10 protein-coding genes are annotated in these 13,808 nt (G+C 46.5%); 6 read left to right on the top strand and 4 right to left on the bottom strand.

The window, feature by feature from the left end:
* Nucleotides 1–154: 154 nt before the first annotated feature.
* A complete protein-coding gene (locus ACO08K_RS28490; protein ID WP_421799896.1) occupies nucleotides 155–1,237 on the bottom strand; it encodes a serine hydrolase domain-containing protein in 1,083 nt (360 codons plus the stop codon).
* A gap of 76 nt (nucleotides 1,238–1,313) precedes the next feature.
* On the bottom strand, nucleotides 1,314–4,487 hold the full coding sequence (locus tag ACO08K_RS28495; protein ID WP_421799897.1) for an ExeM/NucH family extracellular endonuclease: 3,174 nt from the start codon (nucleotides 4,485–4,487) through the stop codon (nucleotides 1,314–1,316).
* A gap of 106 nt (nucleotides 4,488–4,593) precedes the next feature.
* On the opposite strand from ACO08K_RS28495, the gene rpmI reads away from it, so the two are divergent.
* From rpmI to ACO08K_RS28510, 3 genes are all read left to right on the top strand, one after another.
* Nucleotides 4,594–4,791 (top strand): 50S ribosomal protein L35, encoded by a 198-nt coding sequence (rpmI, locus tag ACO08K_RS28500; RefSeq protein WP_320033273.1) that lies wholly within the window; start codon nucleotides 4,594–4,596, stop codon nucleotides 4,789–4,791.
* A gap of 91 nt (nucleotides 4,792–4,882) precedes the next feature.
* Nucleotides 4,883–5,227 carry a 50S ribosomal protein L20 gene (gene rplT / locus ACO08K_RS28505; protein WP_421799898.1) on the top strand — a complete coding sequence of 115 codons (345 nt, stop codon included), beginning with the start codon at nucleotides 4,883–4,885 and terminating at the stop codon, nucleotides 5,225–5,227.
* Between the two features lie 154 nt (nucleotides 5,228–5,381).
* On the top strand, nucleotides 5,382–7,076 hold the full coding sequence (locus ACO08K_RS28510; RefSeq protein ID WP_421799899.1) for a hypothetical protein: 1,695 nt from the start codon (nucleotides 5,382–5,384) through the stop codon (nucleotides 7,074–7,076).
* Between the two features lie 129 nt (nucleotides 7,077–7,205).
* Here ACO08K_RS28510 and ACO08K_RS28515 read toward each other — a convergent pair whose 3' ends face one another.
* On the bottom strand, nucleotides 7,206–8,756 hold the full coding sequence (locus ACO08K_RS28515) for a S8 family peptidase (protein ID WP_421799900.1): 1,551 nt from the start codon (nucleotides 8,754–8,756) through the stop codon (nucleotides 7,206–7,208).
* Nucleotides 8,757–8,917: 161 nt separating this feature from the next.
* Here ACO08K_RS28515 and ACO08K_RS28520 point away from each other — a divergent pair, with 161 nt between their 5' ends.
* The 3 genes from ACO08K_RS28520 (at nucleotide 8,918) to ACO08K_RS28530 (ending at nucleotide 13,102) form a co-directional block, all read left to right on the top strand.
* Complete coding sequence (locus ACO08K_RS28520; RefSeq protein WP_421799901.1) at nucleotides 8,918–9,970, top strand: helix-turn-helix domain-containing protein; 1,053 nt, start codon at nucleotides 8,918–8,920, stop codon at nucleotides 9,968–9,970.
* A gap of 107 nt (nucleotides 9,971–10,077) precedes the next feature.
* A complete protein-coding gene (locus ACO08K_RS28525; protein ID WP_421799902.1) occupies nucleotides 10,078–11,574 on the top strand; it encodes a PQQ-dependent sugar dehydrogenase in 1,497 nt (498 codons plus the stop codon).
* Nucleotides 11,575–12,316: 742 nt separating this feature from the next.
* Nucleotides 12,317–13,102: a zinc-dependent peptidase gene (locus ACO08K_RS28530; protein ID WP_421799903.1), complete on the top strand. Its 786-nt coding sequence runs from the start codon at nucleotides 12,317–12,319 to the stop codon at nucleotides 13,100–13,102.
* Between the two features lie 41 nt (nucleotides 13,103–13,143).
* On the opposite strand, the gene ACO08K_RS28535 is transcribed toward ACO08K_RS28530, so the two are convergent.
* Complete coding sequence (locus ACO08K_RS28535; RefSeq protein ID WP_421799904.1) at nucleotides 13,144–13,545, bottom strand: hypothetical protein; 402 nt, start codon at nucleotides 13,543–13,545, stop codon at nucleotides 13,144–13,146.
* Nucleotides 13,546–13,808 lie beyond the last annotated feature (263 nt).

Genomic DNA, 13,808 nt, shown 5'->3' on the forward strand with positions numbered 1-13,808 from the left:
TGGGTAAAACGTGTTGCATGGGACTATGTGTAAAGTGATTAAAAAATCGTTGCAATAATAACGTACGAGAGGGGTAAAATGTGTACTGGGATGGGTAAAAAATGGAAAATAGCGGTTTTGGGGTAGGTTAGCCAGTTTATTAAGCTTCTCTTATTTATTCAAGTGCAGAAAGAATCATCCGCAGAATGGTCAATGATCTTCCCTGTCCATATCCCGGACCGTAGGCACTGGAGGTAAGCGCAACAACCATTTCTTCATCAGGCACCACAACCAGGTGATTCCCCCCATTCCCGGACGCAAATAGATAATCCACTTTTTTCCCTCTAATGGTTCCTGTGGATTTATACCACAACCTTCCATAGGAATCGGCGAATGGAGACAGGTCAAAGTTTTTATGCCCTACCAATTCCTCGATATACTTGGGATCAATGAATTGAGTGCCGTCCCACTTTCCCTCATTCACAACAAGCAGGCCCAATTTGGCAAAATCCAATGTTGAAATATACAAATTACCAGCAGCCCCCGTCTGGTTGGCAGCATTCGTATACCAGTAAAACTGTTTGATGCCCAGAGGTTCAAACAACTTTTTCTGCGCATAATCTTTTAGGCTCATTCCCGACGCTTCTTCAATCGCCAAACCAATCAGTAAGGCATTTATATCCGCATACACCCACTTTTCCCCGGGTTGCGCAGTCAGGGGAACATTGAGAAGGTACGCTTTCCAATCGTCTTTCGACATCCATTTCCCCTCATGTCCAATAGTTTGTGGGTTGTCCGTATCCGCATCAAGCCCTGAAGACATGTCCAAGAGATGCCTGAGTTTGATTTTTTTATAGTCTTCATTGATTGAGGCATTTTTATTCTTGGAGAAAAGGGAATAAACGTTCTGGTCTAAATTTTTAATCAGGCCATCCTTTATGGCAATACCCAAGAGCAAGGCAGTGACACTTTTTCCAGCTGAGCGAATATCATGGATACTCATTCTCCAAAAGGTATTGTAGTATTCTTCTATGACGATTTGATTGTTTTTAATCAACACTAAGCCTCTAAAGTCTTTATGAGGAGTTGTTCTGATGAGATTTAATAGGTTTTTAATGGAATCGCTATTGAAACCTGCATCTTTTAATGAGGCAACAGGCAACTCTTTACTATTTACATTTACCTTATCCGTTAATAGTTTTTGCCCATTCGAACAGGAAAAGCAGAACAAACACAACAAAAAGATGAATCCTTTCATGCTTTAGGTTTTATTACTGTTGGGAATAAGTCTTTTTCTACAACAAATAATGCAGCTATTTTTCTTTTACAATAATTCACTCCACATCCCCCATTTTCACTGCCACAAACCTCACCTTCGCCCTGCCCGCCAAATTACTCAGCCGCACACTCGTCGAATAGCCCTCTTTCCAGGGGCTACGCGGGGTTTTAAACACATACCCAGCATCCACAAAACGCCAACTAGGTACCGCTTTGAATCGGGTATCCAGCCCCAAAATCAATCGCCGCATCAACACCAAATCCAGTGCCGTGATCGAGCCCGAATTGTCCACGTCGGCGGCCAATAGTTGATAGGGGTTTTGAATGGGTTTTATGCTTAAAATATGCTTTTGCAAAGCAATGATGTCCCGAGTACTTACGCCTTCCGCTGCTTGAACATCCAAAGCCGGGGTTAAAGTATAGGTGCCGTCGTTGAGGTTGCTAAAGGTAAAATTTCCATCGATTATGGTATTGTTTTGGGCTTGGGCAGCGCCGCTGAGGGCCACATTTACCCCTGCCAATGGTTCCCCATTGCGTTTGATGATCACCCCATTGATCATACTTTTGGTAAAACCCAGGGTAAAACCAGCCACTACCGGATCGTGGTCGGAACAGCGGAAGGGGTCACCAATTGGATCTTCGGAGGTGCCGGGTAGCAAGTCTGCTGCTTCATATTCAAAGCGACTCAGTGATTCCACCGAATTGATGTTCCATTTGGCACCTTGCAAAAATTGCCTGGCCATCGTAGGCGAGGCAAAGATATGGTCGAGGTCGCCTAAAAATCCGTCAAAATCTTTACTCTGGCCAGCTGGTACTACGTTCACAAAACCAGCTGCTTCCAACAAACGCAAAGGGTCCTCCTGCTCATAAGCATTGAAATCCCCAACCATCACAAAATCGGGGTCGCCCGAGCGGGTTGGGTCGCCCTGCACCCAGGTCAGGATTTCCTGAATGGCATCGGTACGCACCTGATTGTAAGCACTTTGGCCATCGAGAATATCGGCATTGAGCCCGGTACCATCACCTAGCTTGGAACGCAGGTGATTGACGATCAGGGTGAAACGTTCTCCACGTTGGTCGATAAAGGTTTGGGCAAGGGGTAGGCGGTTTTGTAAAAATATCCCGTTGCTGGAATTCAAAAAAACTGGCCCTCCATCAGGCCTTACCTTGGCTGTTTTGTAAATGATCCCCACCACAATTTGATCAGCGCCATAGCGAACCCCTGGGCTGCTCAAGGCATAAGTGCCCGCTCCACGCAGGGCATTGAGGGAATCCACCAGTTCCTGGGCAGCGCTGCGGTTGCCTCCACCATCGTTTTCGAGCTCTTGTAAGCCCAAAATATCCGCGTCCAATTGGATGATGGCCTGGAGAATTTTGCGCATTTGCAAGCGGAAAGCCGTCAAAGTGCGTGCACCCCGGGCCGTAGGAAAGCCACCTCCAGTTCCGTCACCGTTGAAAAAATTCAGCACATTAAAGGTGGCAATTTTGAGATCACCCGCCGGGCGTGGTGCAGCTGGGCGGGGGTTGTCGTTGCTGAAAGCGACCGGAGCCGAGGGGCGAATGCGGTAATTTCCACTGCTGAATTCCAGGATCCCACTAAGCCCTTCCACCGAGTTGCCCAAACGCAGCATATTGCCCTTATTCACTTGCAGGTGGTACACGGGAATCCGATAAGTATTGGAATAACGATCGTCCAGAATGATCCGCTCGCTGAATTTTTGTTGCTGGTAAGGCACAAACTCTTTGACACTGGGTAAATTCAATTCGGTGTATTGCAATTGCAGGCCACTGGCGGACAAGGTCAACTCCCCCGTTTCCCCCAGGTCGTGGTTGAATACTATGGTCAATTTTTGCGGAAAACTGACCCGCATCCCCTCTACCGCTTCCAATGCAGTGCTGGAGTCCTGAGGTAAATGGATCAGTGTAGCAGGAGGCAAATCCTGCCTGCTCGCACATACTTTCAGATCTTTTACCTGGGTCAATATGGTTGCGCCATCCCGCTCTGCTACCTGCGCCCGAATGCGTACCCGGTCGCCGACACTGATCCTTGGCCCAAAGCCATTGTTGTACACAAACAGCCCTTCCGAGCTGCGTTCGTTGTCATCGTAGTCGAATTGTTCTTCCTGGATAAAAAAGCCCAGCAAACTCCCATCTTCCTGCTCTTGAAAATCAGCGGTGACAATGGCTTCAACGTCTACAGTTTGACCTTCTAATGGCGAATTTGCAGCGCTGCCTTGTATTTCCGAGATCCAGGTAGCTTCCGTATTACAAGTGGTCGTACTAATGATATTGAAACCAAAGAGGTAATCCGCTGCTAAATTGTCTGGGGGGTCATTGGCGTCCTGATCCTGGACTCCCGTAGCCAGGATTTTCACTTGCACAATTTCTCCGGCTAAAAAATCAGTTTGTGGATCTAGGATAAACGTGTCTGTGGTGTCATTGGTAGCAAGGCGGCTCAAGGTAAAGGTGTGCGTTCCGCTACGCGACCCCATCAGGCTCAGAGCATTGGCACTCAAAGCCACTTTTTCGCTGAACTTGATGGCAATATTGACATTGGTGGCTACCCCATTGGCTTTGTTCAAGGGCTGGGTGCTCAACACCTGTGGGCCTTGATCCAATTGACCACAAATCACCGCATGTTTGCCCAAGCCGTCGAAGGTATTGCTGGCGAAAGCTTCCCATTCGGTAGCTGGATCAAAAGCATTGTTGGCATCCGTGTCCCCATTACAGATGTCCTTGCGCCGCCGCAAGGTTTTATCTACAGTGGATATATTGGCATTGCCCCAACCGGCGTTGCCAGGATTCGCACCAATTTGCCCAATCGCATCAATGACAGTACCCGTTGCACCACCTTTCCGTAGCACAATGGCATCATTTCCATCAAAAGCCACCAGATTACTCGACCCTACATCCATCACGGCAATAATGGCACGGTCGGCATCGGTGCGCCCCAATACAAAGACTTTGCCCGCGGCCAATGTACCAAATAAAGTCAAAGAAGCCGTGGGTGTATTGGCTCCATTGGAGTACAATTGAATGGTGTAAGTACTCAAATTTATGCCCGAACTGGTGCCATTGTAAATTTCGAGGGCTTTGTTATTGCCCGACCCTTCCACATATTCGGAAATGATCAAGTCGCTGGGTTGCGCATATAAAGTGATGAAAGTGACGAGATTTACCAATCCTAACAAGACAAATTTACCTGTACAGCAGGCGTAGAAACGATCCATGGGTTATATATTTCCCCAAAGGTATTCAGATTTTTTTTGGTAAAAAACTAGATTAAACTGAATGTTCTTCCTACATTTGCACCTCGTTCATAAAAACTGTTGAACCATGCCAAAGATGAAAACACATTCCAGCGCCAAGAAGCGTTTCAAGGTGACTGGATCCGGCAAGGTAAAGCGTTTCCAAGCCAACACCTCGCACTTAATGCGCAACAAAAGCAAACGTGCGAAATTGGCTCACCGCGACTCTACTCTTGTTTGTGAGGCAGAAGAAAAGCGTGTATTGCGCATGCTCTGCAAAGCTTAATGACGGATTGCTCCGTTCTCTTTTTTAACGAGAATACAGGAGAAAGTATCACCCAGCCGGTGATCCCTGTATTGTACTAAAAAAACAAATAATGCCACGTTCAGTGAACGCGGTGGCTTCAAGAGCCCGCCGCAAGAAAGTTTTAAAAGCCGCTCGCGGTTTCTTTGGTGCTCGCTCCAAAGTTTTGACTGTAGCCAAAAACGCCTTGGATAAGGCAATGGGTTACGCTTACGTCCACCGCAAAGCCAAAAAACGCGCTTTCCGCCGCTTGTGGATCGCACGTATCAACGCAGGTGCTCGTCAATATGGCGTTTCTTATTCACGCCTGATGCACCATCTCGCCGAGAGTGATGTTCAGTTGAATCGGAAAGTATTGGCAGATTTGGCATTGAACCATGCCGACGCGTTCAAAGCAATCGTAGAGTCCGTACGTTAATATATACGACGACATCGACCCAAACGGGGCGGCCATATCACAAGATATTGCTGCCCCGTTTTGTTTTTATTAAAAATATTCCCACTTTTATACTTATTCTTAACGCGATTTGCGTTTAATTTTTTTAAGTCCAAAGTCTTAAACCCTCATTCACATGGCCAACGTCGAAGCGATCCGCGACTTATTGCGTACCAATTCCATCAGCAAATTTTTGAACGTCAATGCCCGTAACACCTACGTTGTGGCTTTCCGTGAAATGCTGAACGAACTCGGTTTTTCTAACGAATTAAAAATGAGTTCGATAGGTAGTAGCGATTTTTTTGGGAATGAGGTCGTGAACGCCGTAGTGAGTTTTGCCCGGCGGAATAAACTCGATTCAACGGGTTTGACGGTGACTCCTTTTTTGGGTGCTACCATGGTAGAACGCCACGAAACCTTACCAGGAGTAAAAACACTGGAAGGCGCCATTGCCAATGGCCAATATGCTCAATTCAATCTGCAAAACACTGCCGACCGCAACAACATCATTTTGCGGAGTTTGCTCCAAACCCTGGGTATTACCGGCACCACTACCCAGGATGCGCTGCGCAATTTTGCCTTACGCAAAGGATTGTCTTCGGATGGTTACCTCTTGACCGAAAGCCTGGCCAAGGCCCTTTTAAGCGATTTATACCAATTGTACGGCGACAGTTTGTCTAAACTATCCATCAAGCCCGGTACAACCAATCCCCCCATAACCGGCCCGGGAAGTCCGGGGAATAATCCTTCACCCTATCCATATGAGCCACCCAAAACCGGGGGAACTGGCGTTCCTCCCATCACCAATCCCGCAGTTGGCAATAATTTACAAATTGACGATCGTGGGGGAACGATAGTGATCTCTGATGGCTCGCGCCAAATTCAATTCCGCAAACACCAACCGATGGGTGTGTCCACCCCTGGTTTCAACAGCTTGGTGACTTTTGTGGAGCAAAATAAAGACCGCCTGGTTGAGCTGGATTTGACCTACTCTGCGCTGCAAGTGATGGAATCTATCGCCAAAAACGAAGGCCGCATGGATGCCATTAATTCCTACGACCGAGGTATTCTAAGTATTGGCACCTACCAATGGACCTTGGGACGTGATGACAAAGCTGGTGAATTGGCCGCCTTGTTGAAAAAATTCCGTGACCAGTTTCCCGATTCATTTCGGCGGCATTTTGCCCCAATTGGAATTGACGTCAGTCAGGATACCAATACCACCTATGGTTTTTTGACCTTGAATGGTTTCGCGGTCAATACGCCTCAGGCCAAAGAACAGTTTCGGGATCCCGCCTGGGGATTTCGTTTTTGGAGGGCGTTGCAGGAGCCAGATTTCCAGGCTGTACAAGTTGAACATGCCCTCGATCGGCTCAAAAACTTCTATTGGAAGCCAAGTTATGCGGTGTTTGGTAGCTTGCTCAGCACAGTGATTACTTCAGCGTATGGAGTCGCGCTCTTGTTGGACAACCACGTCAATCGCCCAGCCTGGATTAAGCCTTGTGTGGAATTGGCCATGCAACAAACTGGCTTGAGCAATCCGAGTACTTTCACCGATCAAAATGAACGCGACCTGATTCAGGCTTACCTGAATGTACGCCATACTTACACAGATGGCAGCATAGCGCCGATGAGCAAATCACTCATTCGTGCTCAGGCCATTTATGCAGATGTTACAGCGGGGAAATTGTCAGAAACGAGGGGTTCTTTCCAACTGTCCAACAAAGCGGTGGCTGCTTATGACAATAGCCGGGGTACGGATAAAAGTGCGTTCCCGCCGGTGTTTTACGAGCCTGGGGAGTTTCCGGATATGGAAAATGAACGGGAGTAAATGATTTTTCATTTTTCACCACCTAAGAAACCTAAGGTACGAAAGGGACACCTAAGCAATATAGTTCTTAAGTGTCCCTTTCGTACCTTAGGTTTCTTAGGTGGTGAAAAAATCCCTGCGAAGCAGGACTTACAGCCCCGTAACCGCCTTACCCACATCAATAATTCCATACCCAAACTCACCATTCCGGCTGCTTGGCCATGTTGAATTCGCTTTCATCCTTGCATAGACCTGCTCACGGGTCTGGGCCGGATTGGTCGCCCAAATTAGTGCTGCAATACCAGCAGTAGTTGCCGTAGCCGCAGAGGAGCCCCCAACATTGGCGGGTACATTGCCCGAAGGCGCCAGGGTAATCGCTGTACGTGTATCATCCGTTCTACGCTGCATGACCGCTACAAATTCCACATCGCTGCCACTGTGGCAAGTGTTGCAGCGGATTAGGGGGAGTCCACCATCCTTCACACCTGTAACGGCAACACATTCCGCCATCCAAGCCGGGAAAATCACCCCATACCAATTGGTGAAGCTAGTAGAAGTACCCGCCGCTGCGAGCAACATTTTACCTTTACCATAAGCGTAACGCACTCCATCTTCAACCTGGCCACTGGAAAAAACATCCCCAATCGACATGCTGATGATTTTTACACTCGTGTTGTTGCCAGCAATCACCAGGCCATCGGCGACTCCTTTCTTTTCACTTGAGCCATTGATGATCACGTCGCTGGTTACCCGAATACCGAGCAAGTTACAGTTGTAAGCTACCCCGGCAGGAGTGCCATCATTTCCGCGTGGTGCAGCAATCAGGCCCGCCATTTGGGTTCCGTGTCCACATTGGTCATTGGGGCCGTCGGGAGTACCGCAAAACCAGCAGCTCACGTAGGTTCCTGTGCGGGTGAGCGTACGGCCTGTGGACAAGCCAGAGTTGAATTGGCTGCCGAGTTTAGGTTGGCTGGTGGGATTTGGTGTACCCGTGTCCAAAAGAGCAACGGTAATGCCTCTACCTGAGTTGTTGCCCCAAGCCGTGCCGATGCGGGGTACACCATGATGCCAGGACTGTTTTGCTGCGGGAGTGATGTTGGTAAAATCCGCTGCCGGAATACTTGGATTACCACTTACCCCACAGCCGGAATCACTGCGCAGGCGCTCTTCAAGGTAGCTGTAGCCCATCGGCTCGATGTAGCGCACCTGAGGCAAGCTGCGCAGTTTTTCGATGATGCCCAGGCTGGTGATTTTGATGTCGATCACCGGTAAAACCGCTTCCTCACCGAAGGGCATCAGGTCCTTTGCCGTGATGGTTTTGGCCGGGTTTTGCCGATTGGTTTCTTCCACGATGTAATTGATCAGTTCTTCGCGGACTTGTTTCCATTCCTTGCGCTGGATGTCGATTTGGTGCAGGCGTTGGTTGACGTTTTTTTCATTGGCGGGTTGGTAGCCGATACACATGATCGAATCGCCTAGCAGGTTGGCGCTCCATACGGTGGCCGCATCCACCATTTTCCATTCAAATTTCTGGTGTTCGTTCAGCAAGCTCAGGGCTTGCCGATTGATTTCTTCGCGGGTTTTGAGGGCGGCACCCGCGTGCAGATCGCTTGGACTGTTGTCCAAATTCAGGTTATTTTCTTTGCCACAAGAAAAGACGAATGCCAGTAAAACCGTAAATAAGGTAAATCTACGCATCATTTGTGCAGAGGTGTTTTAGAGTGAGCCGTGTCAGCAGCTACAAGGATGAGAGAATAATATTTTGGTCAGGGTATAAAAATAGCGAATATTCGCAAATCTAATATTGAAAAGGGGAAATTTATATTTGACTACCTTTGCCTTGTTAAATAACTTAAACCAACATGGAGTTAAGCAAAGGGTTGTTCTTTTTCTTCAGCGCGTTGGGTGCATTCAATGGCTTGTTGTTGAGTAGCTATTTTTTCTTTTTTGTGAAAAGAAGAACAGTATCCCATTATTTTCTGGGGGCCCTGCTTTTGGTCTTGAGTTTAAGGGTTGGCAAGTCCGTTTTATTCTATTTCGACCGTGATTTGCCCAAAATCTATTTGCAAATTGGGCTATCTGCCTGTTTCTTCATTGGGCCGACACTTTATTTTTTCCTAAAATCGGGCTTGAATTCGGTTAAATCTTTGCCCCGAAATTGGGGCATCCAACTGCTGGTTCTTTTTTTGCTCATCACACTAGGAGGTATTATTTTGCCTTATCAACAACACCCCTGGGTTTGGAACCGGGTTTATGTGCCGATCATCTATACGGAGTGGGCAATTTATGTAGTGGCGTCAGGTATTTTGATGAAAGAGGTGTTGAAGAAGTTATTTTTCCAACGTGCGGAAACCAAACCCTATGACCTTTGGATGGCTTCCATTTACCTCATCAATGTTTTGATTTTTGCGGCATTTTTGTGGGCCTATTGGGGCGGACTACCTTACATCAGTGCGGCCATTACTTTCTCCTTTGCGTTGTACCTCAGCATTTTTATGCTTTTGAACCGGAGAAAAAACGACGATTTGTTTCCAAATACCACTCGCCCTGGCAACAAAAAACTGAGCGATGAAGAAGCCAAACTTTGGCTGAACAAGCTGGAACAACTCATGGAAGATCGACAGCTTTTTAAAAACCCAAATCTTAAACTGCAAGACCTCGCCCAGGAATTGCGCCTTTCACCCCACCAATTGTCTCAGTTTTTAAATGACAATTTGGGTAAAAACTTCACCCAATTCATCAATGAATACCGCATCCACGAAGCTTGTAAATTATTGGAAACCGATACGCTACTCTCCATTGAAGGCATTGGGGATGAAGTGGGCTTTAATTCAAAATCTACTTTTTTCAGCACCTTTAAAAAGGTCAAAGGTTTGACCCCGGCCAAATACCGACAGCAAATTGTTAAAATATAAGTTTCTACTCCACATTTATAAATCCGAACTCCTGAAAACCCTTATCTGGACAATTTTCCCCTACTGCTTTTGGACATTTGTGTATTGTGAATTTTTAAATTTTAAAAATGAAAAATACACTCGTACTGTTGGCACTGTGCCTAACTTATTACACCTCTTTTTCCCAAAGCGATCGGCAGCAAATTGAAAGCACCATTCAATTGTACTTCGATGGTTGGGCTACTGGTGATACGGCGAAACTGAACAAAGCCATGCACCACTCTTGCCAGTTGAAAAATTACAATTATCGGACCGGGCAATTTGTCCTCATTCCCAAGTTGGATTACCTCAGCCGTTTCAGGCCAAGGGAAAGGGATAAAAACCTCAGCACCAATATCGTTTACGTGGACATTACGGATAACCTGATTGCAGGGGCAAAGGTGGAAATCCATACCGCTACGGACAAATTTACCGACTACTTCAATTTGATGAAAACCACCGAGGGCTGGTTGATCTTTGATAAAATTTCTACGCGGACCCCGCACCGGATCAGAAACGCTGCGCCGGAAAAAGAAGTAGTGTTAACGGGTTTGAACCGTCCTTGGAGCATGGCTTTTTTGTCGGAAGAGGAGGTGTTGATTTCGGAAAAAGAGGGGGATCTGGTGAAGGTTAATTTAAGGACAAAGGTAAAAACGCCAATCAAGGGCTATCCCAGCGATATCGTTACTAAGTTTGGCGGTTTTGGCGACAATGCGGGCAAATTTGAGGTATTGCTGGACCCTCAGTTTTTGCAAAACAAGTACCTCTACCTGTCTTATACCGCCGAAACTGCAGCGGGTAAAACCACCAAAGTGGTCAGGGCAACTTTAGAAAATGACGCCCTGACGAATCTCAAAACACTCCTGCTCGCTGCGCCCTACACCAATGAATGCTGCCACTATGGCGGTGGGATGACTTTTGGATCGGATGGCAAATTGTACATCAGCATTGGGGAGCGTTTGTTTACGGAAAAAGACGAACCAGCCCTCCCCATCGCTCAAAATGTGCAGGACAAAAGGGGGAAAATTTACCGCATCAATTCCGATGGAAGTATCCCGAACGACAATCCTGATTTTGGTGCAGGTGCCACGCCCGGATTGTATGCCCTGGGCATTCGGGCAACCCAGAGCCTGGCCCTGGACCCACGATCCCAAAAAATCTGGTTTAGCGAACACGGTACCCAGCAAGGTGATGAAATCAATGTCTTAAAAGCTGGTGCAAACTATGGCTGGCCCATCAAAACCACGGGGAAATACCGCTTTGAAGGCTACACCCCTCCCAAATTGAAAGACAGCACCTATACCGCCCCCGTTTGGTTTTGGCAACAAACGGTAGCGCCGACAGGTTTGACCTTTTATACTGGCGATGAGTTCCCAACCTGGAAAGGCAATTTATTCGTCGCAGGTTTATCCAAAGGTAGCCTTTGGCGCGTTACGCTTGAAAATGAAACGGTTAAAAATGTGGAAGAACTGTTTTTGGATAGCCGGGTTCGGGCCCGGAAAGTGTTGCAAAGCCCAATGGGGAAGTTGTACATTTTGACGGATGAAACGAATGGGCAGCTGATCAGGATTGTGAATAAGAATTAGGGCTTCGGATATTGAAATTTTTTGAAACAACTGATCGACCTTTAGGGGCTGGCCATTGAATTGCCTCTAGCTTTTGAAGTTTTTTTGAAATAAACGATCTTTTGGAACTGCCAGCTTTTCTCAATTTCTGGCTCATTTAGGAACGCTTTATTTCAAAAGCTCCATCAACATTGAAGATAATCGAAAACCTCCAGGCTTCAGCCTGAATAATGATTGAATAGCCCCTGGCTTTAGCCTGGGGTTCGCGTAATGCCCCCCGATCTGGGCTTTAGCCCAATATTCATAAGGTGTTTAAAGAGTTGGGCTAATGAAGTTTTTGGAAATAAACGATCTTTTGTAGCTGCCAGCTTTTCTCGATTTCTGGCTCGTTTAGGAACGCTTTATTTTAAAAACTTCATAAGCCCAAAAGAGAGCGATTACCGCAATCCCCAGGCTGAAGCCTGGGGCTATTCAATCGCCTTGCAGGCTGAAGCCTGGAGGTTCTCGATCGTCCTTCAGGCTAAGCCAAGTGGCTATGCAATCGCATTCAGGTTTCAGTCTGGGATGGAGGAGTATCCCCAGATTCGAACTTTAGTCCCACTTCCACCATTGAGATTTGGGCTGAAGCCCATTCAAAATTTGACCTTCAAACCACCAGTTAAAGCTGGAGGCAATTCATGTCCTTCGAGCAAAAGCATTAAATTTTGGCTCTCTTAAAAAGTTTGTATATTCACTGAGTCGAATCCACCCATTTGCCGATACCATGCCCAACTACAAACTCATCGCAGCTGCTTTTTTTCTGCTCCTTTTGATCGCCTACTGGTGGTGGCTTTTTTTCAAAAAAAAACGCCCCAAATCCACCCCATTCCCCGCACCATGGCAGCACATTTTAAGCGAAAAAGTCGATTTTTACAGTCAACTTTCCCCAACAGAAAAGCTCCGTTTTGAAGAGAGCACACTAGATTTTTTGGACAAAATCAGCATCACTGGCATCGACACCGACGTCGATGATACCGACAAACTGCTGGTAGCGGCAAGCGCAGTGATCCCACTTTTTGGGTTTCCAGGATGGCATTACCACAACCTGCACGAGGTACTCTTGTACGATGCACCTTTCAACCATGACTACGAAACTGAGCAGGGCAAAGACCGCAATATTCTGGGTATGGTCGGCAGCGGCAGCATGAACCGAATGATGATTTTGTCCAAACCTGACCTGCATGAAGGTTTTGACCAGCAGCGTTCCCACCACAATGTTGGCATTCACGAGTTTGTTCACCTGCTCGACAAGGCCGATGGTGCTACGGATGGCCTCCCAGAGGTACTAATCCAACAACCCTTCCTGGTTCCCTGGATAAAACTGATGCACCGCGAAATTGAGGCGATCAAAGCGGGAAGGTCTACGATCAATGTGTATGGCAGCACCAACGAGGCCGAGTTTTTCAGCGTGGTGAGCGAATACTTTTTTAAACAGCCCGAGCGGCTGAAAAAAAATCATCCGGAGCTGTTTGATCTGTTGGAGAGGGTTTTTAGGCAGGATTTGGCGTAGGGAGGTGCTTGCGTTAGGGAACTAGAAGTTGAATTGATTAACTAGCGAAGCTCGTTGCTGTTGTTCCAATATTTTATATACTCAGGATGTCTAATAATTGTTTCTTCTTCTAAGGCAAGCCCTTCAATTGATTCTCTTACATGCTCAAATTCGTATACAATTTCACTTTTGTTTAAAGCAGAAATAAAATCATTCAAAAAAATTGCGAACTCGTTGTCTTCGCATACATGTTCTACATCAACTAGAAAATTTTCCCTATTATCGTTATATAAATTTTCTAATGATGAATAACAATAAAAACTTAATTGATCATTAGCGTAATGAATTTCTTCCCCAAAAATCCGAACTCTTGACATTAGGCCTTCTCCCCAAAAATCAACTAAGACTTTACTTAGAGTATCAAAAGTAGTCGCAAATAAAGTTCCTCTAAGTTTTATTTTCATTGCTTGTAGTTTTTTAAAAATGGCTTTAAATCGAATGCTGAAGACGCCGTATGTATTGCGATGTTTTTAACAAGTAAAACCAGCTAGTTCAAGTCTTACCCACATGCCTTTAAGGCACAACGCTGGTTCAAGGTCTCCAGACTTGAACCAATATTCGGGCGTCTCCAAACGCAAAATTATGCACGATGCTGAATGGCAAGGATAAGTCTTTTGTTAAAAAAGGCAGGTTTTAAAAAAATAAAGAACTCATTTTCTTTTGATTA

It is taken from the genome of Haliscomenobacter sp. (assembly GCF_965225875.1).
GTDB lineage: Bacteria > Bacteroidota > Bacteroidia > Chitinophagales > Saprospiraceae > Haliscomenobacter.